Below are 26,238 nucleotides of genomic sequence, written 5' to 3'. Positions count from 1 at the left end.
TTTGTCATGACCCTTTCCAACGATCCGATTGTTATCGTCAGCGCCGTGCGCACCCCGATGGGTGGTTTCCAGGGCGAACTGAAAAGCCTCACCGCACCGCAACTCGGTGCCGCTGCGATCAAGGCCGCGGTGGAACGAGCCGGTGTAGCCAGCAATGGCGTCGACGAAGTGTTGTTTGGCTGCGTACTGCCGGCCGGCCAGGGCCAGGCCCCTGCGCGTCAGGCGGCGCTCGGCGCCGGGCTGGATAAATCGACCCGTTGCACCACCCTCAACAAGATGTGCGGTTCGGGCATGGAAGCGGCCATCCTGGCCCACGACATGCTGGTGGCTGGCAGCGCCGAGGTGGTGGTCGCCGGTGGCATGGAAAGCATGTCCAACGCGCCGTATCTGCTGGACCGCGCCCGCAGCGGCTACCGCATGGGGCACGGCCGGGTACTGGATTCGATGTTCCTCGATGGCCTGGAAGACGCCTACGACAAGGGGCGCCTGATGGGCACCTTCGCCGAAGACTGCGCCGAAACCAACGGCTTCAGTCGTGAGGCCCAGGATGCGTTCGCGGTGGCTTCGACCACCCGCGCCCAGCAGGCGATCAAGGACGGCAGTTTCAAGGACGAGATCGTGCCCTTGACCGTCACCGTCGGCAAAGAGCAGGTGACGATCAGCCATGACGAGCAGCCGCCAAAAGCCCGATTGGACAAGATCGCTTCGCTGAAACCGGCGTTCCGTGATGGCGGTACCGTGACGGCGGCCAACTCCAGTTCGATCTCCGACGGTGCGGCGGCACTGGTGCTGATGCGCCGTTCCGAGGCCGACAAGCGTGGTCTCAAGCCGCTGGCGGTGATCCATGGTCACGCGGCCTTCGCCGATACCCCGAGCCTGTTCCCGGTGGCACCGGTTGGCGCGATCGAAAAACTGATGAAGAAAACCGGCTGGTCGCTGAATGAAGTCGATCTGGTGGAAGTCAACGAAGCCTTCGCCGTGGTCAGCCTGGTGACCATGACCAAGCTGGAAATCCCCCACGAAAAACTCAACGTGCACGGCGGCGCGTGCGCCCTCGGCCACCCGATCGGGGCGTCCGGCGCGCGGATCCTCGTGACCCTGCTCTCGGCCCTGCGCCAGAAAGGCTTGAAGCGTGGCGTTGCAGCGATCTGCATCGGTGGCGGCGAAGCCACGGCCATGGCCGTGGAATGCCTGTATTAATGCAATCCATTGTGGGAGCGGGCTTGCTCGCGAAGGCGGTGTGTCATTCAACATTGATGTCGACTGGCACGGCCTCTTCGCGAGCAAGCCCGCTCCCACAGGTTCAGTGTTAAAACCAGGCATTTTGTATGAAGGCTTATTTTTAAGGATTCACCATGATCCCCAATGACGAACAACAGCAGATACGCGACGCGGCCCGGGACTTTGCCCAGGAACGCCTGAAACCCTTCGCCGCCGAATGGGACCGTGAACACCGCTTCCCCAAGGAAGCCATCGCCGAAATGGGCGAGCTGGGCTTCTTCGGCATGCTGGTGCCGGAGCAGTGGGGCGGTTGCGAGACCGGTTACCTGGCCTATGCCATGGCCCTGGAAGAAATCGCCGCGGGCGACGGTGCCTGCTCGACCATCATGAGCGTGCACAACTCGGTCGGTTGCGTGCCTATCCTCAATTACGGCAATGCCGACCAGAAAGAGCGCTTCCTCAAGCCCCTGGCCAGTGGCGCCATGCTCGGTGCTTTCGCGCTGACCGAACCCCAGGCCGGTTCCGATGCCAGCGGCTTGAAAACCCGTGCCCGTTTGGACGGCGATCACTACGTACTCAACGGCTGCAAACAATTCATCACCTCGGGGCAGAACGCCGGGATCGTGATCGTGTTCGCCGTGACCGACCCGACTGCCGGCAAACGCGGCATCACCGCATTCATCGTGCCCACCGATTCGCCGGGCTACAAAGTTGCCCGGGTCGAGGACAAGCTTGGCCAGCACGCCTCGGACACCTGCCAGATTCTCTTCGAAGACGTGAAAGTGCCGGTGGCCAACCGTTTGGGCGAAGAGGGTGAAGGCTACAAGATCGCCTTGGCCAACCTCGAAGGCGGGCGCGTCGGCATTGCCTCGCAATCAGTGGGCATGGCCCGCGCCGCATTCGAAGCGGCCCGCGACTACGCCCGCGAGCGCGAGAGCTTCGGCAAGCCGATCATCGAGCACCAGGCCGTGGCGTTCCGCCTGGCGGACATGGCGACCCAGATCGCCGTGGCGCGGCAGATGGTGCATTACGCGGCGGCCTTGAGAGACAGCGGCAAGCCGGCGTTGGTGGAAGCCTCGATGGCCAAGCTGTTCGCCTCGGAAATGGCCGAGAAGGTATGCTCCTCGGCGCTGCAAACCCTTGGCGGTTACGGTTACCTGAACGACTTCCCGCTGGAGCGGATCTACCGCGACGTGCGGGTCTGCCAGATCTACGAAGGCACCAGCGATATTCAACGCATGGTCATTTCACGCAACCTCTAAAATGGAACCCCTGTAGGAGCTGCCGCAGGCTGCGATCTTTTGATCTTGATCGTTAAAATCAAAAGATCGCAGCCTGCGGCAGCTCCTACAGGGATCGAGTGCTTAGCAGGAGTCATTTACATGAGTTATGAAACGATTTTGCTGGAAACCCACGGCCGTGTGGGTCTGATTACTTTGAACCGCCCACAGGCGCTGAACGCGTTGAACGCGCAGATCGTCAGCGAACTGAACCAGGCCCTCGACGGCTTCGAGGCGGACTCGAACATCGGCTGTATCGTCCTGACCGGTTCGAAAAAGGCCTTTGCCGCCGGTGCCGACATCAAGGAAATGGCCGAGCTGACCTATCCGCAGATCTATATCGACGACCTGTTCAGCGACAGCGACCGCGTGGCCAACCGCCGCAAGCCGATCATCGCCGCCGTCAACGGTTTCGCCCTGGGCGGCGGCTGTGAACTGGCGCTGATGTGCGATTTCATCCTGGCTGGCGACAACGCCAGGTTCGGCCAACCGGAAATCAACCTCGGCGTGTTGCCGGGCATGGGCGGCACCCAGCGCCTGACCCGTGCCGTGGGCAAGGCCAAGGCCATGGAAATGTGCCTGAGCGGGCGCTTGATCGATGCCGTGGAAGCGGAACGTTGCGGCATCGTGGCGCGCATCGTGCCGAGCGATGAGCTGTTGGATGAAGCGCTGAAAGTCGCGGCGCTGATCGCTAAAAAGTCCCTGCCGATCGCGATGATGGTCAAGGAAAGCGTCAACCGGGCTTTTGAAGTGAGCCTGTCGGAAGGCGTGCGCTTTGAACGTCGGGTGTTCCATGCGGCGTTCGCGACGCAGGATCAGAAGGAAGGGATGGCGGCGTTTATTGCCAAGCGTGAAGCCCAGTTCCAGGGCAAGTGATGTAGCGTTATTGCGTGCCTCTTCGCTGGCAAGCCAGCTCCTACAGGTTTCGGTGTGTACACAATATGTGTGACCGACCGAGAACCCTGTAGGAGCTGGCTTGCCAGCGAAGCTTTTAAGGCTTCAGACCAGATAGTTCTTCAGTTCACGGGCAATCACCATCCGCTGAATCTCGCTCGACCCTTCATAGATCTGCGTGATCCGCGCATCCCGGTAATACTTCTCGACCGGGTAATCTTCCAGATACCCATACCCGCCATGAATCTGAATCGCTGAGGAGCAGACTTTCTCGGCCATTTCCGAAGCAAACAGCTTGGCTTGCGAGGCCTCCGACAGACACGGCTTGCCCGCCGTGCGCAGGCGAGCGGCGTGAAGGATCATCAACCGCGCGGCGTTCAACTGCATGTGCATGTCGGCCAGCAGGTTGGCGATGCTCTGGTGTTCATTGATGGTTTTGCCAAACTGCACACGATCGCGGGAGTAGGCCAGCGCCGCTTCAAACGCCGCGCGAGCAATGCCCAGGGCCTGGGCGGCGATGCCGATGCGGCCGCCTTCGAGGTTGGACAAGGCAATGGCCAGGCCCTTGCCGCGCTCGCCGAGCAGATTGGCCTCAGGGATGGTGCAATTGTTCAGGGTGACCGCACAGGTATCGGAGGCGCGGATGCCCATCTTGTGTTCGGTGCGGTCGACGATGAAGCCAGGGGTGTCGGTTGGCACCAGGAACGCCGAGATTCCGCGCTTGCCCAGGTCCGGGTCGGTCACCGCAAACACGATCGCCAGCTTGGCCCGCTTGCCATTGCTGACGAACTGCTTGGCGCCATTGATCACCCACTGGCCGTCGCGCAATTCGGCGCGGGTGCGCAAGTTGTGCGCTTCGGAGCCGGCTTGGGGTTCGGTCAGGCAGAAGCAACCGATGACCTGGCCGCTGGCGAGGTCCGCCAGCCAGGTCTTTTTCTGTTCTTCGCTGCCGTAGTTGAGCACCGGCCCGCAGCCGACCGAGTTGTGGATGCTCATGAACGCGCCGGTGGCGCCGTCGCCGGCCGAGATCTCTTCTACCGCCAGGGCATAAGCGACGTAGTCGACATAAGTGCCGCCCCATTCCTCGGGCACCACCATGCCCAGCAGGCCCAACTCACCCATCTTCGCCACCAGGGCGTCGTCGATCCAGCCGGCCTTTTCCCAAGCCTGGGCGTGGGGCGCGATTTCGCCACGGGCAAAGTCCCGGGCCATGTCGCGGATCATGACCTGTTCTTCGGTCAATTCGAGATCGTGCATGGTTCAGCTCCCGCTCTCATCGAAACCGTTGAAGAAGCTCGCCACGTGTTCGGCGTCCAGCGCCTGCAGGGTAGGCGGGTTCCAGCGCGGGTTCTTGTCTTTGTCGATCAGCAAGGCGCGCACGCCTTCGATCAGGTCGCCGCGCTCGAACCACTGGCGGTCCAGGTGCAGCTCAAGGGCAAAACATTGTTCAAGGCTCAGGTGCCGACCGCGCCGGAGCATTTCCAGGGTTACGCCCATGGCCAGGGGCGAGCGGGTCTGCAGCAGGTCGGCGGTGCTCAACGCCCACTCATGGCTGTCGGCGACCGTGACCTCGCGCAGTTGCTCCACAATACTCGGCACATCGGGCAAGGCGAAGAAGTGGTCGATAGCCGGGCGCAAGGCGGCCAGCGGTGCATCGGGCAACTGTTGCACGGCGAGTTTCGCCAGCAGGCCCTGAAGATCCTTCAGGGGTGTGTCACGCCATTGCAGTTGATCGAGTTTTTCATCAAGCGTGGCGAGTTTGCCGCTGTCCAGGTACCAGTCGGCCAACCCGCAGTACAGCGCATCGGCCGCGCGGATCTGCACGCCGCTGACGCCCAGGTAGATCCCCAGTTCACCGGGGATGCGCGGCAGGAAGTAGCTGCCGCCCACATCCGGGAAATAACCGATGCCGACTTCAGGCATCGCCAGGCGACTTTTCTCGGTGACCACCCGCAGGTCGGCGCCTTGCACCAGGCCCATGCCGCCACCCAGGACAAAACCGTCCATCAAGGCCAGCACCGGTTTGCGGTAATGATGAATCGCGAGGTCGAGGGCGTATTCCTCGACGAAGAAATCTTCGTGCAGCGTATCGCCGCCCTTGAAGCTGTCGTACAGCGAGCGAATGTCGCCACCGGCACAAAAGGCTTTTTCGCCGGCACCGCGCAGCACCACCGCATGCACCTGTTCATCCTGTGCCCAGGCGTCCAGCTGACGCTGCAGGTTGCGCACCATCTCGAGGGTGATGGCGTTAAGGCCGGCGGGGCGGTTGAGGGTCAGGTGACCGATGTGGTTGCGAACCTCGGCCAGCACTTCGTTTTGCGTGGCATCCATTGACGAAGTCGCTGGAGAAGAAACCTGAGCAGTCATCACTAACTCCCTGCTTTTATTGTTCTTTATTAAGAAGCTCGCGCGCGAGCGATGCTGGATCGTACCAGTGCAAATTTGCCTTGTACAACCGGGATATGTGCAGGTGCTGTCTGCATTTTTGCAGCGGCTTTTGTAGGAGCGAGCTTGCTCGCGATGGTCGTGAACGATAACGCGTAAACCATTGGTGCAGCGGTGCCTTGATGTTTTTCGCGAGCAAGCTCGCTCCTACAAGTAAGGTGATTCAGGCGCTACGGCTCAACACCTCGCCAATACTGCGACGCCTGGCCTGCAACTCAGTGGCATGGATCAGCTGTTCAAGATCTTCGGGGGTGACGTCGATGAAGGCTTCCATCTGCGCCAGGGCCAATTTCAGATCCTGGGCGGTGATTGCCTGGCTGTCGATTGGAGGGTGGTCAGCCGGGACCACGGCGACCGGCTCGCTGGCACGCTTGGGATATCGAATGCGCGTCAGGTTGTTATAGGCCAGGGCGCTGAGCAGCATGGTCGATGCGGCCAGCATCACCGGACCCAGGGCTTTCCAGTCCATGGCAATGGTCGCCGGGTCCGCCAGGACCATTAGCAACGCCAGCGCCCCGGCCGGTGGATGCAGGCAGCGCAGCCAGCACATCAGGATCAGCGCCATGCCCGCCGCCAGGCAGGCGCTGCCCAGGGTCCGTCCGAGCACGTGGGCCACCAGCAGCGCGACCACTGCGGCGCTCAAGTAACCGCCGAGTATCGACCAGGGTTGCGCGAGCGCGCCGGAAGATACCGCAAACAGCAACACCGCCGAGGCACCCAGTGGCCCGACCAGGTGCTGCGCCACTGGCATGCCGAATACCTGGGCGCACAGCCAGACGCTGAACATCGTCCCTAGCGCCATGCCGATGGCAGCACGACTCCATTCTGAAGGGCGGGTGTTGACGGCGGCGGGCAACCAGCGAGCAAGCATGATGAACAGCGTTCCTTTGAAAACCTGAGGAAAAAAAAAGGCTTGCCTGGGAAATCCAGAAAGCCCTTGAAGTCGTTCCAACTATTGGGGGAGGAACGACGACAGTGTGCCGATCATTGCCGATGATGACAAATTCATATTAATGAAGCTTCAGTTCATTATTTCTGATGTATCGCCACACGCCGTCCACTCATGAAACACAGGAACCCACCCAGGGCCGTCAGCGCGCTCAAGGCATAGAACATGGTCGGGGCCGGGGTGTGCATCAACAGGAAACCGCAGATCACCGGGCTCAGCGCGCCACCGAGGGCGGCCAGGTTCTGCGCGCCGTAGTAGCTGCCGCGCAGTTCTTCCGGGGCCAGGGTGTCGACGAAGAGGAATTCGGCCGGGTAGATGATCATTTCGCCGAGGGTGAAGATGAACATCGCCACGCACCAACTGACCATGCTGTCGGCCACGCTGAAGCCGATCAATCCGAGGATGAACAGACCGGTGCCGCCGGCAATCCAGAAGCGCAGTTTTTCACGGTTGAGCAACCGACCGATCTGGTACTGCAACAGGATCACGCTGATGGCGTTGCAGGCCAGCAGTGCCGCCATGATCTCCAAAGTGCGCCTGGAATCCTGGGTCACCAGCAGGTATTGCGACAGGTACAGGGTGAAACGCCCGTGCACCACGGTGCTGAGCAGGCAGCCGCAGGTGAACATGATCAGGGTGCGGTCGTTCTTCAGGGTGACCAGGGTCTTGAGGAAGCTCTGCGGTTGGCCGATGGTCGGTGCCTGCGCCGAATCCCTGGGGATGCCCAGCATCAGGAAGATGCTGGCGAAGGCGATACCGCCTGCGATCAGGAAGGGTGCGATCGGATAGACCCCGGCCATCACCACGCCGAACATTGGGCCGGTGGCGTAGCCGATGTTGGTCAGGGTATAACGCAGCGAAAACGCCTTGGCGCGCTGGCCCACGGGCAGGTTTTCGCTGAGGATCGCCTTGGAGCCGATGAGGAACAACGCCGAGGCTGTTTCGGAAATGACCAGCGTCAGGGTGGCCAGGTAAAGGTTTTCGGCAAAGGCCAGCAACACGAAGCCGATGGCGCTGGAGAGCATCGTGAGGATCAGCAGCCGGCGTTTTTCCAGGCGGTCGATGACGTAGCCGCCGTACAGGGCGAGCAGGGTGGCGATGAACACCGCGATGCCCAGCAGCAGGCCGACGTCCTGTTGGTTGAGGCCCAGTTTGTCGCTTAGAAACAGGGTGAGCAGCGGACTGATGATGGCGCGGCTGACAACGATGGTCAGCGAAACGATCATCAGCCGGCGAACAACGAGCGAGTAGGTGGCCACGGTGGGGTAAATGTCCTTATTCAGATGGCAGCTTCCATGCTTGCCATCCTCAGGCAGATGCGGGCTCACTTCAAGGCGAATTCACACTATCCCTGTTGGAGCTGCCGCAGGCTGCGATCCTTTGATTTTGAAAGCAAGATCAAGAGATCGCAGCCTGCGGCAGCTCCTACAGGGGGATTAGGCGACCACCAGCGCCGCAGGCCATTGCTGATACGGAATCGGCAACTTACGTGACTCGCCGCGGCCCATCGGGAAGTACATGAAACCATTGCGCGCCAGGCGCTCGGCATCGTACAGGTTGCGGCCATCGAAGATCACCGGCGCATTGAGGCGCTGGCGGATCAGATCGAAATCCGGCGCCTTGAATTGTTGCCACTCGGTGCAGATGATCAGCGCGTCCGCACCGTTGAGCACCGATTCCGGCGTGCCCATGAGCATCAACCGGGTTTCATCGGGGTACAGCTGCTGGGTTTGCTGCATGGCCTCGGGGTCGAATGCGCGAACATTGGCACCGGCGGCCCATAACGACTCGAGCAACAGGCGGCTCGGTGCATTGCGCATGTCGTCGGTGTTGGGCTTGAAGGCCAGGCCCCAGACGGCGAAGGTCTTGCCCCGCAGCTCGCCTTTGTAGAAGGCCTTGAGGCGCTCGAACAGCTTGTGTTTCTGCCGTTGGTTGATGGCTTCCACCGCTTGCAGCAGGTCGCTGGAACAATGGGCCTGTTCGGCGCTGTGAATCAGGGCGCGCATGTCCTTGGGGAAGCAGGAGCCGCCATAACCGCAGCCGGGGTAGATGAAGTGGTAGCCGATGCGCGAGTCGGCGCCGATGCCCAGGCGCACCGATTCGATGTCGGCACCCAGGTGTTCGGCCAGCTCGGCGATCTGGTTGATGAAGCTGATCTTGGTCGCCAGCATGCAGTTGGCGGCGTATTTGGTCAGCTCGGCACTGCGCAAATCCATGAACATGATGCGTTCATGGTTGCGGTTGAACGGCGCGTACAGGTCACGCATCACCTCACGCACTTCTTCGCGTTCACAGCCCACGACGATACGGTCCGGGCGCCGGCAATCGGCCACGGCCGAGCCTTCCTTGAGAAACTCGGGATTGGAGACGATATCGAACTGCAACAGGCGTCCGACCTTGATCAGGCATTTGTCGATATGCGCGCGCAGGGCATCGCCGGTGCCCACCGGCACCGTGGACTTCTCCACCAGGATCAGCGGTTGTTCACGGTGCCGTGCCACCGCTTCGCCCACCGCCATCACCTGGCTCAGGTCAGCCGAGCCATCGTCCCGGGACGGTGTGCCGACCGCGATGAACAACACCTGGCCATGTTGCACCGCGAGTTTCTCATCGCTGGTGAACTGTAACCGTCGGGCATCCAGGCCTTCGCGTACCAGGCTGGCCAGCCCCGGTTCGAAAATGCTCACGTGGCCCTGTTGCAGGCATTCGACCTTTTTCTCGTCGACGTCCATGCAGACCACGTCGTGGCCGACTTCTGCCAACACCGCCGCTTGCACCAGGCCTACATAACCGCTACCGAACACACTGATTCTCATGGTTTGCTCCTGCCCCGATCGAGTCCGGTCAAGGTTTAGCAATGCCATGTTTCAATTCGGCTATCGGCGTCACACCGGCCGTTGGTCGGCAGGGCATTTGACTTTCCCGGCCACGACCGGCAGCGTAGCGGCCATTCCTGTCGCCATGGCGTTTTCTGTTTCCTCTTTATCCAAGGCCGTTTCGTTTGACTGACTTACCCGCTACTGATCCAAGTGCCCTCAGACCCAATCCGCTAACCCTGTATCTCGCACGACTGGCGCCCTCCAGCCAACTGACCATGCGTTATGTCCTGCAGGACGCCGCCGATCGCCTGGGCTTCGAAGAAATGAATGTCGAGGAAATCGCCTGGCACAACCTGCAACCCGAAGATGTCATCGCCCTGGTCGCCGCCTTGCGCACCGACGGTTATGCGCCCAACACGTCGTCGTTGTACGTCAATGCGGTGCGCGGGGTAATGAATGAAGCGTGGCGCATGAGCCTGATCAGCCAGGAGCACTTGTTGAAAATGCGCTCGGTCAAGGGCATCGCCGGTACGCGCCTGTCCCAGGGGCGCAACCTGCGGCGCTCATTGATCCAGGAACTGATGGAGGTTTGCGCCGCTGATCCTCGGCCACAGGGCAAGCGGGACGCCGCCGTTATCGCGATCCTGTACGGTTCGGGCATGCGTAAATCGGAGTCGGTGAATCTCGACCTCAATCAGCTCGACTTCAATGAGCGCAGCCTGCGCGTCACCGCCAAGGGCAACAAGCAGTTGATCAAGTACGCCCCGGCCTGGGCGTTCGCCAAGCTCGATGCCTGGCTGGAACTGCGCCGCTCGATGCTCAAGGAAGGCGAAGAGGACGACCCGTTCCTGTTCAATCGCATCCGCCGTGGCAGTCACATCACCCGCGAGCGCATCACCAAGCACGCGATCTATTACATCGCCCGGCAGCGGGGCGCGCAGGTGGGGGTGAAAATCATGCCGCATGATTTTCGCCGCTCGTTCATCACACGGGTGATCGAAGAACACGACCTGTCCATCGCGCAAAAACTGGCCCATCACAGCAACATCCAGACCACCGCCAACTACGATGTGCGCGACGACAACGAGCGCCGTCGTGCGGTGGATCGCTTCGATCTTTGACGGCCATGCTCCAGGTTCGAGGGATCAGGGCTCGCTCAGCACATGCGCGTGGCCAATGGTCGAGACCTGCACGGCGCTGCCGGCAGGCGGTGCATACAGGCCGGAGCTGCGTACCAGCAATGATCGGCCGATGGGCTGATCGGCGGTGCGCGAATGCAACTCCACGGTCAAGGTGCAGGTGTTGCCGCTGAAATCCCGGTCGACCACCTTGGCACGGCAGCCCGTGACACCCGTGGCGTCGGGCAGCACGCTGGTCAGTTGCAACTGTTCGGGCCGTAGCATGATCTGCGCCGAGTGGTTGTTGCGGTGATTGTTGACCGGTATCCGGCCCAGGTCGCAATGGGCCCAGCCAGCCTCGATCCGCGCTGGCATGACCACGGCGTCGCCGAGAAACAGCGCGGTCTGTTCGTCGTCGGGGTAGCGATAGAGGTCCAGCGGATGGCCTGACTGCACCAGCCGGCCGTGGCGCATCACCGCCAGTTGATCGGCGAAGGACAAGGCTTCGCTCTGGTCATGGGTGACCAGGATGGTGGTGACCCCCGCGTCGGCCAGCAGGCGGGCGACCATCTTGCGCATGACCGCGCGCAAGCCGGTATCGAGTGCCGAAAACGGCTCGTCCAGCAACATCAGCCGCGGCTGCTGCGCCAGCGCCCGTGCCAGCGCCACACGCTGCTGCTGGCCGCCGGATAATTCATGGGGCCAGCGCATGGCCATGTTCGCATCCAGTGCCACGCTGTCCATCAATTGCGCGACACGCTCGCGCTTTTCGCGGCCCTTGATCGACAGGCCGAAGCCGATGTTGTCGGCCACCGTCATGTGCGGGAACAAGGCGCCGTCCTGCGGGACGTAGCCAATCAAACGTTGGTGCGCCGGCACTTCATGGGTGCTGTCGACCAGGGTCTGGCCATTGAGTGACAGGCGGCCGGAGTCAGGAAACTCGAAGCCGGCAATCATCCGCAGCAAGGTGGTCTTGCCTGAGCCCGAGGGGCCGACAATGACCGTACGGCTGCCGCTGGGCACCGACAGGCTGACGTTATCCAGGGCTCGCTGGGAACCGTAGGCTTTGTTCAGTGAATGCAGTTCAAGAGTGTTCATCGGCCAGCCGTTTTTTTCGATTGGTGATACAGGAGCCCGGTCAACGGCAGCGACAACAGGATCATCAGCAGGGCATAGGGCGCCGCCGCGACATAGTCGATTTCGCTGGTCATGGCCCAGAACCCGGTCGCCAGGGTCCGTGTGCCATTGGGCGCGAGCAACAGGGTGGCGGTCAGTTCATTGGTGATCGCCAGGAACACCAGCGCCGCACCGGCAGCCGCACCCGGAGCGGCCAGGCGCAGGGTGATCAGCCATAACGCGCGGGCAGGGGAGCGGCCCAGGCTGCGGGCCATGTTTTCCAGCTCCACCGGTGCCTGAGCGATGCCGGCGCGCAGGCTCACCAGGGCCCGGGGCAGGAACATCAGCAGGTACGCCAGCAGCACGGTGACGGTGGTCTGGTAGATCGGCCGGGCAAAATGAATGGTGACGGTCACCAGCGCCAGCGCAACGACGATGCCCGGCAATGAACTGGTGATGTAGTTGCAGCTTTCCAGCAGCCGCTGCAGGCGTCCGGGATGGCGGATCGACAGCCAGGCAATCGGAATGGCGGCGCAGGTGGTCAGGGCAGCACCCCCCACGCCCAGCATCAGGGTCTGTTGCAGCGCCGGCAGCAGCTCGCCCAGGTTCCAGGCCTGCACGCCGCCGGCGATCAGCCAGCCGCCCAGGGTGATCAAGGGCACACCCAGCGCCAGGGCGCAGGTGGTGCTCTGCAACGCCAGTGCGAGCACCCTGGCCGGGGTTTTCAGGCCCACGATCCGTTGCTCACGGGCACTCCCGGAGCCCACGCGGGCGTAGCGTGCATGGCCCCGTGCGGCGGATTCCACGGTCAGCATCACCAGGCAGCACAGGGCGAGCACGCTGGCCAGCATGTGGGCGGCAGGCCCGTTGAAGGTGGATTTGAACTGATCGAAGATCGCGGTGGTGAAGGTGTCGAAGCGGATCATCGCGTACAGGCCATATTCGGCCAGCAGGTGCAGGCCGACCAGCAACGCGCCACCGCAAATGGCCAGGCGCAACTGCGGCAGCACCACGCGAAAAAACACCGCCCACGGCTTGAGCCCCAGCGATTCGGCGACATCTTCGATGGCCGGGTCGAGGCGCCGCAAGGTCGCGGCAATCGGCAGGTACAGAAACGGGAAGTAGGCAATCACCGACACCAGCACCCCGGCGAACAAGCCGTGAATCGGCGGCACCAGGCTGACCCAGGCATAGCTGTGGACGAAGGCCGGCACCGCCAGGGGCGCCGTGGCCAGCAACGACCACCAGCGACGCCCCGGCAGATCCGTGCGCTCGGTCAGCCAGGCCAGTGTCACTCCCAGCGCGATACAGAGGGGAATCGTCAGCACCACCAGCAACACGGTGTTGATCAACAACTCGCCCACCCGTGGCCGGAACACCAGGGTCACCACCGTGGACCAGCCGGTCTGCAGGGACACGCCGATGACGTAGGCAATCGGCAGCAGCGCCAGCAACGAAACCAGCACCGACAAACCGACCACCCACGCGCCACCGCGGCTCGCGAACACGCCGCGCGATCGTCTACGCAAATTGGCGGGTAGCGCTTGGGCGGTACCCGCGGGCAGGATTTCAGGCATCAATTAAAGCAGTCCTGCCTGAGTCATCAGCTCCACGGCTTTTTTACTGTCGAGTTTCGAGGCGTCGACGGATGGGGCGTCGAGCTGCTGCAAAGGCACCAGTTCAGGGTTGGATTCGGCGTTCTTGCCCACGGCGTATTCAAACGATTTGCCATCCTTGAGGATGGCCTGGCCGTCCTTGCCGGTGATCCACTTGAGGAACGCCTGGGCTTGTTCCTTGTGCTTGCTGGAGGCCAGTACGCCGCCTCCGGAAATGCTGACAAACGCCCCCGGATCCTTGTGCTTGAAGTAGTGCAGGGCGGTGTTCTTGCTGTTTTCGCCGGTCTTGGCCTGATCGACGAAGCTGTAATAGTGGTAGATCACGCCGCTGTCGATCTGCCCGGCATTCACCGCCTTGAGCACCGAACTGTTGCCCCGGTACGCCGTGAAGTTAGTCTTCATCGCCTTCAGCCAGTCCAGGGTCGCGGCTTCGCCTTTCTGTTCGAGGATGGCGGCGACGATGGCCTGGAAGTCGGCACCACCGGGCGAGGCGCCCCAGCGGCCTTTCCACTCTGGCGCGGCGAGGTCCATGATCGACTTGGGCAACTTGTCCTGGGGCAGTTTGCTCGGGTTGTAGACGAACACCGTGGAACGCGCCGCGATCCCCACCCATTTGCCGTGGGCCGGGCGGTAGGCCGGGTCGACCTGCTCCAGGGTGGCCTTGTCCACGGGGGCAAACAAGCCTGCGCCGTCGACCAGGACCATCGCCGGGGAGTTTTCGGTGAGGAACACATCCGCCGGCGAGTCGGTCCCTTCCTGTACGATCTGGTTGCCCATTTCGGTGTCGTCGCCGTTGCGCATCGTCACCGGAATGCCGGTTTCCTGGGTAAACCCTTCGACCCAGGATTTGGTCAGGCTTTCGTGCTGGGCGTTGTAGACCACGATGCCGACGGTATCGGCGGCGTATACGTGACCTGCGCTCACCAGGGCGGTGACCAGCAAGGCTTTTTTGAGGAACGAAGGGATCGTTGACTTCATGCGGCGTCAGCTCCTGTTATTGTTGGTCTTGCAGGCTGATACGAGCGAATCGACAAAAGAAGGTCGTCAATTATTCTAGATCAATACGAATCATTTGCAGCCTGTGGGAGCGAGTTTGCTCGCGATGGTGTATCAGACACATTGATGTCGCCTGACACACCATCGCGAGCAAGCTCGCTCCCACAGGGGGATGGTGTTATGGGCTGGTACTTGCGGATGGGCAACCTTTTTGCGTGGAGGCCGCTGTCTGGCTGATCAGTGCGGCCAGGCGCCTGACGTTGTTCTGCTGCGCCGCCACCAGCTCATCGATGGACGGTCCCGACGGTGTCTGCAGGGTACTGCGGCAGGTGTCCGTGAGGCTTTCACTGCCATTGTTGGTGCGCAGGCGCCATTTCACGTCGAGCAAACCATACTGGCCGGGAATCGAATCGAAGCGCTGCACCTCCAGCCGCACCGATACCCTGCGTTGCGGATTGTTGTTGATCATCTGGTCGGTCAGGGCACTGCGCAACTCATCCACCAGGCTGGCCCCCCACCACTCGGTTTCCAGGATCGCCATGCCGGTATTGCCCTCGCGCACGACGATCTGCGGGCGATCGACCTGGGGCGGTACGGTGAGCATTTCAATCTGGATACCGGCGGTACTGCGTGAATTGACCGCCGGCTGGGCCGGGGTCAGGGTGTGAAACTGGATCGGGTCGCTGCGGCAGGCGGCGAGCAACGACAACGCGGCAACCAACGTGATTTTCAGCGGAAAAGCCATGAATGTTGCTCCTGTGGTCATTTGCTCGGCGGCCCTTGCATATCCATCGGTGCGGCATTGTCCGGACGACCGCGAATCAGCGATTCCGGATGCCGGCCAAGGTAATCCGCCAGGTCACGCAGCGAACGCGAGGTGCGCCCGAGTTCGTCCAGGGTCTGCCCGAGTTTTTCCCGCTGCGGCGAGTCTTCGGCCAGAGTCGAGTTGGCCGATTGCAGGGTCTTGCTCACATCGGTCAAGGTGGTTGACACGCCAGGCAGGGTCTTGGCATTAAATTGCACCAGGCCTTTGCGCAGTTCGACGAGGTTGCTGTCCAGATTGGCGGCAATGCGGTCGATAGGCAGTTGGTTGATCTTGTTGACCATGGCTTCGAGTTTTTCCTGCAATTGTTCGAGGCTGCCAGGAACGGTCGGAATACTGACCGGACGGGCACTTGGATCAAACGCGACTTTCTCCGCCTTAGGGTAGAAATCCAGGGATATGTACAGCTGGCCTGTCAGCAGGTTGCCGGTGCGAGCCTGGGCGCGCAGGCCGTTGTCGATAAAGGTACCGATTACGCGTACGGCGGCGGCTTCATCCTTGGGATCGTGATTGAGGGTCTGGAGCATCTTCGTGTGCGCTCGGCCCAGGCGCTGCGGATAAATCATGATGCCGACGTTGACCGGGAAGGTGCGTTTTTTCGCGTCGAAATCCAGATTGACCGACACCACCTTGCCGATTTCGATGCCGAGGAATTCCACCGGGGCATCGACCTTGAGGCCGCGCAAGGCCTGGTCGAAACGCAAGGTCATGAACTGTCCCTTGCCACTGGGCGGGGCGAGGGCCGTTTGCTGGTCCTGGAACAGTTCGTAGGCATATTCCTCCGGGGCCGGTTTGTCGTCGGGGCTGTATTCCGGCGCACGGAACGCAACGCCGCCCACCAGCAAGGACGACAGGGACTCGGTCTTGACCGCAAAACCATTGGCGCCGACGCTCACGTCAACACCGCTGGCGTTCCAGAATCGGGTGTTCTCGGTGACGTACTTGTCGTTGGGTGCGTGGATGAACAGTTCGATGTTCACCCCCTTGCCATCGGGGTCCAGCGCGTAGGCCACGACCTGGCCGACCGGAATCTTGCGGTAGTAGACCGGCGAGCCGATATCCAGTGAACCGAGGTCCTGGGTATGCAAGGTGAAGCGTTTGCCCGGTTCGCCATAGGTGATGGCAGGCGGGTTTTCCAGGCCTTCGAAGTTCTTCGCGCGGGCATTGTCCTGGCCGATATCGGCGCCGATGTAATCCCCTGACAACAGGGTATCGATTCCCGAAACCCCGCCAGCGCCGATCCGCGGCCGGACCACCCAGAACTGCGAGTCCTTGCGGGTAAAGCTTTCAGCCTGTTTCACCAGCTTGATCGTCGCATCGACGCTCTTCTGGTCGTTGCTCAACGCCACGTCCGACACATGGCCGATCACTACGTTGCGGTATTTCACCTCGGTCTTGTTGGCGGTCAGGCCGCTGCCGGTCTTGAACTTGACGGTAATGGTCGGCCCCTCCTGCAATATGCTGTGGACCACCAGCGATATCCCCACCAGCACCGCGACAATCGGCACGATCCACACCATCGAAAAGCTGAAACGGCGGGTCTTGATCGGAGCCTGCCCCGGGACCAGCGGCCCGTCAGTGGCTTGTGACTTCATCCGTGACCTCCTCATTTTGTGGTTGTTGCCGCTCTTTATCCCAGATCAGTCGCGGATCGAAACTCATCGCCGCGAGCATGGTGAACACCACCACCAGACCAAAGAACAGGATGCCCGGGCGCGGTTCGATATCGGCCAGGGCCTGGAATTTCACCAGCGAGGCCACCAGGGCGACCACGATGACGTCCAGCATCGACCAATAACCGATAAGTTCGACGAACCGATACATTTGCGAGCGCTGCCTGAGCGCCCATTGACTGTCGCGTTGAACGGTCACCAGCAGCAGCGTCAGGGCGACGAACTTGACGCCCGGTACCGCAATACTGGCGATGAAAATGATCAGGGCAATGTCCCAGGCGCCGTGCTGCCAGAACTCGATCACGCCGCTCATGATCGTGCTGTCGGCACCGTCGCCGACCATCTTGGTGTTCATCACCGGCAACAGGTTGGCCGGCACATAAAACACCAGGGCGGTGATCATGTAAGCCCAGGTTCGGGTCAGTGAGTTGGTTTTACGCCGATGCAGAGGGGCACCGCAGCGCTCGCATTCGTGGGGATCACCGGTCATGTCGCAGGCCAGGCCGCAGCTGTGGCACAGGCACAGGTTGAGGTCGCGGGCAAAGGGAGGCATGGTCATACGAGGTCCCACAGTTCACGAATATCGCGACCGGCAATGCGGATCATCATCAGGCTGAGGACGGCCAGGGCGAACAGACCGATGCCGGGCAGCACATCCAGCAACCCGGCGAGCTTGATCACCGCAACCATCGCGCCCAGCAGGCAGACCTCCAGCATGCTCCAGGGCCGCAGGGTTTCCAGCCAGCGCATGCAGAAGCTGAAACCCGGCGCGCGCTGGTGCCTGAGGGCGAAGCCCAGCACCCAGATCAGCAGCAACAACTGAAAGATCGGTGCGATGATCATGGCGATCGCCGCCACCAGGGCAATGAAGGTGATGGGCCCCAGGCTCAGCGCCACCACCGAATCCCAAAGCGTTGCACTGTTTTTCAGGCCTTTGAGGCTGATGCTCATGACCGGATAGAAGTTGGCGAAAATCCACAGCATCAACGCGGCGAAAGTCAACGCCAGGCGTTGCTCCACGGTCAGGCCGTTATAACGCTGAAGCACGCCGCCGCAGCGGGTGCACAGGGTTTTCTGGTGTTTGGCGAGCGTCACTTTTTCGTACACGCTGTCGCAGTGCTCGCAGATGATCAGCTGATCAGTAATTGCCATGGGCCAGGCTCAACAGGAGGCAGGAAATTCAGAGCACCCCCTCAATATAGAAGTGACTCGCAATTGAGCAAATCGAAAGGCTGAACAAAGAGATGGGAAATAACCTTGTAGGAGCCGGCTTGCCGGCGATGGGTCCTTGTGGATGTTGGTGATCTCGAGGACGCCTTCGCTGGCAAGCCAGCTCCTACAAGGGGCGTGGTCAGCCGAGGAGTTCGCGCATGCGGTACCAGAGCATGCCCAGGGCCAGCAGCGGCGAACGCAGGGCGCGGCCACCAGGAAAGGTCATGTGCGGCACGGCACTGAATACGTCGAAGCCTTTGCTGTGACCGGCATGGATCGCTTCGCCCAACAATTTCGCGCACCAGTGGGTCACGTTGACGCCATGACCGGAGTAACCCTGGGCGTAGAACACGTTCGGGTATTGGCTCAGGCGCCCGACCTGGGGGAAGCGATTGGCGGTGATGCCGATCTTGCCGCCCCATTGGTAGTCGATGCGCACATTCGCCAGTTGCGGGAACACCTTGAGCATCTGCGGGCGCATGTAGGCGCTGATATCCGCCGGATCACGCCCGGAATAATGGCAGGCTCCGCCGAACAGCAGGCGCCGGTCCGCCGAGAGTCGGTAGTAATCCAGGCCGACTTTCTGGTCGCACAGCGCCAGGTTGTGCGGGATCAACTGTGCGGCAAGCTCCGCCGACAAGGGTTCGGTGGCGATGATGTAGCTGCCCGCCGGGAGCACTTTTCCGCTGAGTTTCGGTTCAAGTTCTTCCAAATGCGCATTGCAGCCCAGGACCAGACTGCTGGCGCGTACCGTGCCACCTGCACAACGAATTTGAACAGTACTGCCATGGATCAACTCCAGTACCGGGCTTTGCTCGAAAATCCGCACACCAAGGGATAACGCGAGTTTCGCTTCGCCAAGCACCAGGTTCAGCGGGTGCAGGTGCCCCGAGCCCATGTCGACCAGGCCGCCGGCATACACGCCGGAATTCACCACCTGCTCACGGATCTGCGCAGATTCGACCAGACGGGTTTCATGGGCGTAACCCGATTCCTTGAGCGCAGCGTGTTCAGCCTGCAAGCCGGCGAACTGCGACGGGGTGTTGGCCAGCTCGCAGAAACCCCAGCGCAAGTCGCAATCGATGCTGTGTTCACGGATTCGATTGCCCACCAGTTGCACCGATTCAGTCCCGGCATGCTCCAGGTAGCGCACACCTTCAACCCCGACATGCTTGGCGAAACCGCTGACGTCATGGCCGATGCCGCGAATCAGCTGCCCGCCGTTGCGCCCGCTGGCACCCCAGCCGATCCGCCGGCCTTCCAGCAGGATCACCGAGAGCCCGCGTTGGGCCAGTTCGATGGCCGTGTTGACGCCGGTAAAACCGCCGCCAATCACGCAGACATCGGCCACCAGGTCTTCGGTCAGCGTGGGGTAGGGCACCATGCCATTGGCCGACGCGGCGTAATAGGAATGGGCGTGTTCGTGGGTGTACTGGTTCATTGGTTGGACTTCACTTTGCTCCAGGAGCGCGTCATCAAGCGCATGATCGACTGCGGCGGCGTGGTTGAGATGTAGAGCTTGTCGAGCACTTCCTGCGGCGGGTAAATTTCAGGGTTGTTGACCAATTCCGGGTCCATGTACTGCTTGGCGGCCGGGTTCGGGTTGGCATAACCGACCGAGGCGCTGACCTTGGCGATCACTTGCGGGTCGAGCAGGTAATTGATGAAGGCGTGGGCTTCTTTCGTATTGCCAGCGTCCGCCGGGATGGCCAGCAGGTCGAACCACAGGTTCGCGCCTTCCTTGGGAATGGCATAGGCGATGTTCACGTTGTTCTTGGCTTCCTTGGCGCGGTTGGCGGCCTGGAACACGTCACCGGAGTAACCGAACGCCACGCAGATGTCGCCGTTGGCCAGGTCCGAGACATACTTGGAGGAGTGGAAATAGGTGATGTACGGACGGATGCTCAGCAGCTTGGCTTCGGCCTTTTTGAAGTCTTCGGGATTCTCGCTGCGCGGATCCATGCCCATGTAGTTGAGCACCGCGGGGAACACTTCATCCGCCGAGTCCATCATCGACACGCCGCAGGCGCTCAGCTTCTTGATGTTTTCCGGCTCGAACAGCACGGCCCAGGAATCGATGTGGTCAATGCCCAGCACCTGCTTGACCTTGTCGACGTTGTAGCCGATGCCATTGGTACCCCACAGGTATGGCACCGAGTGCGCGTTACCCGGGTCGTTTTTTTCCAGCAGGGCCAGCAGTTTCGGGTCCAGGTTCTTGAAGTTCGTCAGTTGCTCGCGGTCGAGCTTGAGGAACGCGCCGGCCTTCACCTGGCGGGCGAGGAAGTGGTTGGACGGCACGACCACGTCATACCCGGTACGCCCGGCAAGCAGTTTGCCTTCCAGGGTTTCGTTGGAGTCGAAAACGTCGTAGATCACCTTGATCCCGGTTTTGGCCTGGAAGTCGGCGAGGGTGGTCTCGCCGATGTAGTCGGTCCAGTTGTAGACACTGACCTGTGGCTGAGCCTGGGCAACGGCGCTGAACAAGACCGCGAGCGCGGCCGGGACCATGGATTTCAACAGACGCATAACGATACCTTCTTGGAATTATTGGATTCTTCAGGCGTTGGCGTTCCCCTTGTGGGAGCGGGCTTGCTCGCGAAGGCGTCAGGTCAGTCACCCTTAATGTTGAATGACACACCGCTTTCGCGAGCAAGCCCGCTCCCACAGGGGGACGTGGACTCATGCAGGGAGATGGTTGTCAGACGCTCAGCAACAGGAACTCGCGCTCCCACGAACTGATGACGCGCTTGAAGTTCTCGTGCTCGGCACGCTTGACTGCGACATAGCCACGCACGAACTTGTCGCCCAGGTAGCGGCTCACGGTGTCGCATTCTTCCATCTGCGTCAGCGCGTCTTCGATGGTGATCGGCAACCGCAGGTTGCGCCGCTCATAAGCCCGACCCTGTACCGCGGCGCTCGGTTCAATGCGCTCGACCATGCCCAGGTACCCACACAGCAGGCTGGCGGCGATGGCCAGGTAAGGGTTGGCATCGGCCCCCGGCAAGCGGTTTTCCACGCGCATGGCATCGGGGCTCGAGGTCGGCACGCGCAGGCCGACGGTACGGTTTTCTTCGCCCCATTCGACGTTCACCGGTGCCGAGGTGTCCGGCAGGAAGCGGCGGAACGAGTTGACGTTCGGTGCGAACATCGGCAGCACTTTGGGGATGTACTTCTGCAAGCCACCGATGTGGTGCAGGAACAACTCGCTCATGTTGCCGTCGGCATCGGCAAAGATCGGCTGGCCGGTGGCGATGTCCACCACGCTCTGGTGAATGTGCATGGCGCTGCCCGGCTCATCGCCGACCGGCTTGGCCATGAAGGTCGCCGCGACGTTGTGCTTGAGCGCCGCCTCGCGCATGGTGCGCTTGAACACGGTGATCTGGTCGGCCAGGTCCAGGGCATCGCCATGGCGGAAGTTGATTTCCATCTGCGCCGGGCCGTCTTCGTGGATCAGCGTGTCGAGGTCCAGGCCCTGGAGTTCGCACCAGTCATAGACGTCTTCGAACAGCGGGTCGAATTCGTTGGCGGCGTCGATGGAGAACGACTGGCGACCGCTTTCGGCGCGACCGGAGCGGCCCATCGGGGCCTTGAGTGGCAAGTCCGGGTCTTCGCAGCGCTGGGTCAGGTAAAACTCCATTTCCGGCGCTACAATCGGCCGCCAGCCTTTGTCGGTGTACAGCTGCAGGACTTTCTTGAGCACGTTGCGCGGCGACAATTCGATCGGGTTGCCGAACTTGTCAAAGGTGTCGTGAATCACGATGGCGGTCGGCTCGATCGCCCAAGGCACTACGTACACCGCGTCGGACACCGGCTTGCAGACCATGTCGATATCGGCAGGATCGAGCAGGTCGTAGTAGATGTCGTCGTCGACAAAGTCCCCGGTTACCGTTTGCAACAGCACACTTTCCGGCAGGCGCATGCCTCGCTCATGCAGGAACTTGTTGGTGGGTGCGATTTTGCCGCGTGCAATGCCGGTCAGGTCGCTGACGACGCACTCGACTTCGGTAATCTTGTGATCTTTCAGCCAAGTCAACAGCTGATCGAAAGGGGCATTCATAAAGACCTCGTTATTGGTTTTGTTAACGCGGGAGAAAGTCGATTCATCTGTAGGACGCTTCCCCTGTAGCGCGTTGACGTCTATCTTGGGCGAGGCTTACGGTTCCATCTATCCACTTTTAGCAACACAAAACGCACCAAAAGAGTGCGTAAGGTCACCCATGACAGCTTGCAATTCGTTACAGGTCCAAGCATTCAGTACCGTTGATGTCGCCGAGCAAATCCGCGCCACGCCGGGCTGGGTCCAGCATTACCAACAGATGTCGCCGGGACATTTCGCAGGATTGGTGCGCTATCTGGATCTACAGGGCGTGGAGATCTACGAGGAACAGATGAACACCCGGGTCGAGCAGAATTTCAGCGCGCCACAAGGCTCGCTGGCGTTCTGCTTCGACCGCAGCGACAACGCGCTGTACGTGTTGAACGGTGAAAGCCGCAACATCTGGATCACTCCGGAGAACTACCAGGAAATCGCCGTGGTGTTCGGCCCGGACTTCGTCAAGCGCCATGGGCTGGACGTCGCGCGGCTGGAGGGGTTGTTCCTGGCGCCGCTAAACTCGCAGCAGAATGCCTTGTTCAGTCGCTGGCTCAGCGCAACCCTCACCCAGCTGTCGCAGACCTACGACCCGCCCAGCCGCGAAGCCTTGACCCAACAGTTGCTGGAGGACTGTCTGTTCATCCTCGATAACGCCTGCGTGCGCCTCGACCAAGGCGCCCTGCAGCGTCGGGCCGGGGAGCGGGCGATCATGCAACGGGTAGGGGAATGGGCGGCGGACAGCCCGGAGGAACAGCTCAACCTGCTGGAGTTGTCCCGGGTCGCCGGGGTTTCGCTGCGCCAGCTGCAACACGCGTTCAAGACCTACACCGGCATGGCGCCGACCCAATGGCTGCGCCTGCGCCGCCTCAACAGTGCCCGCCGCGAACTGCTCAGCCGCACGCCGACGCAAACCACCGTGGCCGAAGTGGCCATGCACTGGTCGTTCTGGCATTTGGGACGGTTTTCCAGCAGTTATCGCGCGCTGTTCAAGGAACTGCCGAGCGACACCCTCAAGCGTGCATGTGTCGCTCAGGCAAGCGGGCGCGGCCGGCGTTAGAAGGTCGGCGGGGTGATCACCCAGATCACCACGGCATCCACCTCGCCAGGGTTACCGTAGCGGTGCGGCTCCTGGCTGGAGAAACTGAAACTGTCGCCTTCATTGAGCTGGAAGTAGCGCTCGCCGACCCACAACTCGAAGCTGCCCGACAGCAGGTAACCGGCTTCTTCGCCGTCGTGGCTGTAGCTTTGCTGGCTGTAGGTGCCGGGCGGGAAACGCGAGTGGAGCATTTCCAGCTGGCGGTTGACTTGCGGGGTCAACAGCTGGTCGACGATGCCGTCTTCGTAATGCACGTTCAGGCGGCTGTGCTTGCGCACGACAATACCGTCGTCTTCAGGATCGGTGATCGCCTCGCTGGCGAAGAACCACTGGATAGTCACGCCGAGACTGCGGGCGATGTTGAACAGCGCCGGGATCGACGGATAGGCGAGGTTGCGTTCCAGCTGGCTGATGTAGCCGGCGGTCAGTTCGCTCTGTTGCGCCAGTTCCGCCAGGGTCATGCCCCGACGTTTGCGCAGGCCGCGGATGCGCGTGCCGAGGAAATGCGGTTCGGCGCTACCTGATGCGGCCTGGGTCTTGCTGCTGTTGCTCATGGCGAATTCCAAACCGGGTAGAACGTGAACCCTTGTAGGAGCTGGCTTGCCAGCGATGGACTCGATAAAACCGCGATTATCCGGTAAGCACGCGTTATCGTTCACGACCATCGCTGGCAAGCCAGCTCCTACAAGGGTGTTTCAAAGCCCCGGAGTATAAACAGGCTTAAAGCTCCCACGCGACTTTCAACCCTTCGTAAATCGCTTCTTCGGCGGTACGCGGCGCCAGGCAGTCGCCGATGCGGCGAAATTCCACCAGGCCTTGCAACTCTGCACCCAGGGTATCCACCGGTTGATGGCCCTGACACAGCACCAGCGTGTCGATATTTTCCAGCAACATCGGCTCGCCGCTGGCGGTGTGTTGCAGGTAGACCGTGTTGTCGTCGCAGCCGTACAACCGGGCGTAGGGGATGATGGGAATGGCGAGCTTGTGCAGCTCGCCAGCCAGTTGATCGCGCACGTACAGCGGCAGGTTCTCCCCGCAATGGGTACCGTTCACCGCCAGTTGCACCTGATGCCCGGCCCGGGTCAGGCGCTCGGCAATGCCGGGGCCGATCCAGTCGCAGCGCCAGTCGACCACCACCACGGAACGGCCGATCTGCACCTCGTCGCGCAGCACTTGCCAGGCGTCCACCACCTGCAATTCACCGCCGCGTTCGAAGGGCGGCCAATAGGGCTCGGCACCGGTGGCGACGATCACCATGTCCGGTTTTTCCTGCTCCACCAGGGCGCGGTCGACGCGGGTATTGCGCACCACACGCACCCCGGCCAGTTCCATTTCCCGCTGCAGGTTGGTGCTGGCGCCGCCGAACTCGCTGCGCCGTGGCAGCAATTGCGCCAGCAACACCTGGCCGCCCAGTTGCGAACTGGCCTCGTACAATGTCACGTCATGCCCGCGCTGGGCCGCGACGGCGGCGGCCTTCATGCCAGCCGGGCCACCGCCGGCGATCATGATGCGTTTGCGTTTTGCAGTTGGTTGGCGCTGACCAAAAATCAGTTCACGGCCGGTTTCCGGGTGCTGGATGCAGGAGATCGGCAAGCCCTTGTGGAAGTGCCCGATGCACGCCTGATTGCAGGCAATGCAGGCGCGCACATCTTCGACGTGGCCGGTGTCGGTCTTGTTGGGCATCTGCGGGTCGCAGATCAGCGCCCGGGTCATGCCGCACACATCGGCCTGGCCCCGAGCGAGAATCAACTCGGCCTCCTGGGGTTGGTTGATGCGCCCGGTGACGAACAAGGGAATGTTCAAGCCAGCCTTGAAGGTGCCAGCCTCCTTGGCCAGGTACGCCGCTTCGATCGCCATCGGCGGCACGATGTGCACCGCACCACCGAGCGATGCCGAGGTGCCGGCGACGATGTGAACGTAATCCAGCTGCCCTTGCAGCGATTGTACGGCGGTCAATGATTCGTCTTCGGTCAGCCCTTCAGGATCGCGCTCATCGGCGGAGATGCGCAGCCCGATGATGAATTGCTCATCAGTCGCCACGCGCACGGCGGCAATGACTTCGCGCAGGAAACGCAAACGCTGTTCCAGCTCACCGTTGTAGCCATCGGTACGGCGGTTGACCCGCGGGTTGATGAATTGCGCCGGCAGGTAACCGTGACTGGCGACCACTTCCACGCCATCGATGCCGGCCTGGTGCAGGCGTCGGGCAGCAGCGGCATAACCGGCGACGATCTCGTCGATCATCGCCTGGTCCAGCGCCCGTGGCATCACCCGGAAACGCTCGTTGGGCACCGCCGACGCCGAGTAGGCCACCGCCAGCAGGCCATCGCTGGACTCCATGATTTCCCGCCCCGGATGGAACACTTGCGACAGCACCACCGTACCGTGGGCATGGCAGGTTTGCGCGAGTTTGCGGTAGCCCTCGATGCATTCATCGTCGGTGGCCATCAGCACATGGGAGGTGTAGCGCGCACTGTCATGCACCCCGGCCACTTGCAACACGATCAGCCCGGCACCGCCTTCGGCACGCGCCTTGTGATAGGCAATCAGTTGCTCGTTGACCAGGTTGTCGGTGGGCATCGAAGTGTCGTGACCGCTGGACATGATGCGGTTTTTCAGGCGCTTGCCACGGATCTGCAAGGGTTCGAACAGGTGCGCGAAGGCAGGGGTCGGGCTCGGCATGGTGCGGTTACTCCGGCGGCTGACCTGTAGGAGCAAGCTTGCTCGCGATGGACGTTAACGATGACGCGTGTTGTCTGGATAAACGCGTCGCCCTCAGGTCCATCGCGAGCAAGCTCGCTCCTACAGAGGCATCAGGTTTTCGTTGTTGTTGTTTGGTCTATAGAAATTTACCTTCAGTAAAAAATCAACTTGTTTTTTTACTGGG

General features: G+C 61.5%; 22 protein-coding genes. 5 read left to right on the top strand and 17 right to left on the bottom strand.

Annotated features, from left to right (window positions below):
* Window positions 1-6 precede the first annotated feature (6 nt).
* From DKB71_RS17520 to DKB71_RS17510, 3 genes are all read left to right on the top strand, one after another.
* Window positions 7-1,200, top strand: coding sequence for an acetyl-CoA C-acyltransferase (locus DKB71_RS17520; protein WP_408596197.1), 1,194 nt, complete (start codon window positions 7-9; stop codon window positions 1,198-1,200).
* A gap of 155 nt (window positions 1,201-1,355) precedes the next feature.
* Window positions 1,356-2,483 (top strand): acyl-CoA dehydrogenase, encoded by a 1,128-nt coding sequence (locus DKB71_RS17515; RefSeq protein ID WP_323626880.1) that lies wholly within the window; start codon window positions 1,356-1,358, stop codon window positions 2,481-2,483.
* Window positions 2,484-2,603: 120 nt separating this feature from the next.
* On the top strand, window positions 2,604-3,377 hold the full coding sequence (locus DKB71_RS17510; RefSeq protein WP_408596195.1) for an enoyl-CoA hydratase: 774 nt from the start codon (window positions 2,604-2,606) through the stop codon (window positions 3,375-3,377).
* A gap of 123 nt (window positions 3,378-3,500) precedes the next feature.
* On the opposite strand, the gene DKB71_RS17505 is transcribed toward DKB71_RS17510, so the two are convergent.
* From DKB71_RS17505 to DKB71_RS17485, 5 genes are all read right to left on the bottom strand, one after another.
* A complete protein-coding gene (locus DKB71_RS17505) occupies window positions 3,501-4,652 on the bottom strand; it encodes an acyl-CoA dehydrogenase family protein (RefSeq protein ID WP_408596193.1) in 1,152 nt (383 codons plus the stop codon).
* Window positions 4,653-4,655: 3 nt separating this feature from the next.
* Window positions 4,656-5,762 carry an enoyl-CoA hydratase/isomerase family protein gene (locus DKB71_RS17500; RefSeq protein WP_274075772.1) on the bottom strand — a complete coding sequence of 369 codons (1,107 nt, stop codon included), beginning with the start codon at window positions 5,760-5,762 and terminating at the stop codon, window positions 4,656-4,658.
* Between the two features lie 241 nt (window positions 5,763-6,003).
* Window positions 6,004-6,711: an HPP family protein gene (locus DKB71_RS17495; protein WP_323607320.1), complete on the bottom strand. Its 708-nt coding sequence runs from the start codon at window positions 6,709-6,711 to the stop codon at window positions 6,004-6,006.
* A gap of 158 nt (window positions 6,712-6,869) precedes the next feature.
* A complete protein-coding gene (locus tag DKB71_RS17490; protein WP_408596190.1) occupies window positions 6,870-8,048 on the bottom strand; it encodes an MFS transporter in 1,179 nt (392 codons plus the stop codon).
* A 177-nt stretch (window positions 8,049-8,225) separates the two neighbouring features.
* Window positions 8,226-9,605 carry a UDP-glucose dehydrogenase family protein gene (locus tag DKB71_RS17485; protein ID WP_408596188.1) on the bottom strand — a complete coding sequence of 460 codons (1,380 nt, stop codon included), beginning with the start codon at window positions 9,603-9,605 and terminating at the stop codon, window positions 8,226-8,228.
* 185 nt (window positions 9,606-9,790) lie between these two features.
* Between DKB71_RS17485 and xerC the strand changes: the two genes are divergently transcribed.
* A complete protein-coding gene (xerC, locus tag DKB71_RS17480) occupies window positions 9,791-10,729 on the top strand; it encodes a tyrosine recombinase XerC (protein ID WP_408596186.1) in 939 nt (312 codons plus the stop codon).
* 24 nt (window positions 10,730-10,753) lie between these two features.
* Here xerC and DKB71_RS17475 read toward each other — a convergent pair whose 3' ends face one another.
* The 10 genes from DKB71_RS17475 to DKB71_RS17430 form a co-directional block, all read right to left on the bottom strand.
* Window positions 10,754-11,824: an ABC transporter ATP-binding protein gene (locus DKB71_RS17475; protein WP_408596184.1), complete on the bottom strand. Its 1,071-nt coding sequence runs from the start codon at window positions 11,822-11,824 to the stop codon at window positions 10,754-10,756.
* Complete coding sequence (locus DKB71_RS17470; RefSeq protein WP_408596182.1) at window positions 11,821-13,419, bottom strand: ABC transporter permease; 1,599 nt, start codon at window positions 13,417-13,419, stop codon at window positions 11,821-11,823. The genes DKB71_RS17475 and DKB71_RS17470 overlap by 4 nt, the downstream gene beginning before the upstream one ends.
* Before the next feature lie 3 nt (window positions 13,420-13,422).
* Window positions 13,423-14,436 carry an iron ABC transporter substrate-binding protein gene (locus DKB71_RS17465; protein ID WP_408596180.1) on the bottom strand — a complete coding sequence of 338 codons (1,014 nt, stop codon included), beginning with the start codon at window positions 14,434-14,436 and terminating at the stop codon, window positions 13,423-13,425.
* A gap of 196 nt (window positions 14,437-14,632) precedes the next feature.
* Window positions 14,633-15,199: a membrane integrity-associated transporter subunit PqiC gene (locus tag DKB71_RS17460; protein WP_408596178.1), complete on the bottom strand. Its 567-nt coding sequence runs from the start codon at window positions 15,197-15,199 to the stop codon at window positions 14,633-14,635.
* Between the two features lie 17 nt (window positions 15,200-15,216).
* Window positions 15,217-16,872, bottom strand: a complete 1,656-nt coding sequence (locus tag DKB71_RS17455; protein WP_408596176.1) for an intermembrane transport protein PqiB — start codon at window positions 16,870-16,872, stop codon at window positions 15,217-15,219.
* A complete protein-coding gene (locus tag DKB71_RS17450; protein ID WP_274075763.1) occupies window positions 16,853-17,509 on the bottom strand; it encodes a paraquat-inducible protein A in 657 nt (218 codons plus the stop codon). The genes DKB71_RS17455 and DKB71_RS17450 overlap by 20 nt, the downstream gene beginning before the upstream one ends.
* Window positions 17,506-18,102, bottom strand: a complete 597-nt coding sequence (locus DKB71_RS17445) for a paraquat-inducible protein A (RefSeq protein WP_323626866.1) — start codon at window positions 18,100-18,102, stop codon at window positions 17,506-17,508. Before DKB71_RS17445 ends, DKB71_RS17450 begins: the two co-directional genes overlap by 4 nt.
* Before the next feature lie 199 nt (window positions 18,103-18,301).
* Window positions 18,302-19,603: an NAD(P)/FAD-dependent oxidoreductase gene (locus tag DKB71_RS17440; RefSeq protein ID WP_408596173.1), complete on the bottom strand. Its 1,302-nt coding sequence runs from the start codon at window positions 19,601-19,603 to the stop codon at window positions 18,302-18,304.
* Entirely contained in the window at window positions 19,600-20,688 is a 1,089-nt protein-coding gene (locus DKB71_RS17435) for a polyamine ABC transporter substrate-binding protein (RefSeq protein ID WP_408596171.1), read from the bottom strand. Before DKB71_RS17435 ends, DKB71_RS17440 begins: the two co-directional genes overlap by 4 nt.
* A 172-nt stretch (window positions 20,689-20,860) precedes the next feature.
* Complete coding sequence (locus DKB71_RS17430) at window positions 20,861-22,219, bottom strand: glutamine synthetase family protein (RefSeq protein WP_408596169.1); 1,359 nt, start codon at window positions 22,217-22,219, stop codon at window positions 20,861-20,863.
* A gap of 160 nt (window positions 22,220-22,379) precedes the next feature.
* Between DKB71_RS17430 and DKB71_RS17425 the strand changes: the two genes are divergently transcribed.
* The gene (locus tag DKB71_RS17425; RefSeq protein WP_274075758.1) at window positions 22,380-23,312 is read left to right on the top strand and encodes a helix-turn-helix domain-containing protein; all 933 of its coding nucleotides are present in this window, start codon (window positions 22,380-22,382) and stop codon (window positions 23,310-23,312) included.
* Here DKB71_RS17425 and DKB71_RS17420 read toward each other — a convergent pair.
* Both DKB71_RS17420 and DKB71_RS17415 read right to left on the bottom strand, forming a co-directional pair.
* Entirely contained in the window at window positions 23,309-23,905 is a 597-nt protein-coding gene (locus DKB71_RS17420; protein WP_274075757.1) for a cupin domain-containing protein, read from the bottom strand. The two genes, DKB71_RS17425 and DKB71_RS17420, sit on opposite strands and share 4 nt — an antisense overlap.
* 166 nt (window positions 23,906-24,071) lie before the next feature.
* Window positions 24,072-26,033, bottom strand: coding sequence for an FAD-dependent oxidoreductase (locus tag DKB71_RS17415; protein WP_408596166.1), 1,962 nt, complete (start codon window positions 26,031-26,033; stop codon window positions 24,072-24,074).
* Between the last annotated feature and the right edge of the window lie 205 nt (window positions 26,034-26,238).

Source organism: Pseudomonas sp. PLMAX (assembly GCF_046042685.1).
GTDB classification, from domain to species: Bacteria; Pseudomonadota; Gammaproteobacteria; order Pseudomonadales; family Pseudomonadaceae; genus Aquipseudomonas; species Aquipseudomonas putida_AE.
The sequence above is the reverse complement of the archived record's forward strand: the minus strand, read 5'-3'. Positions and strand labels throughout refer to the sequence as shown.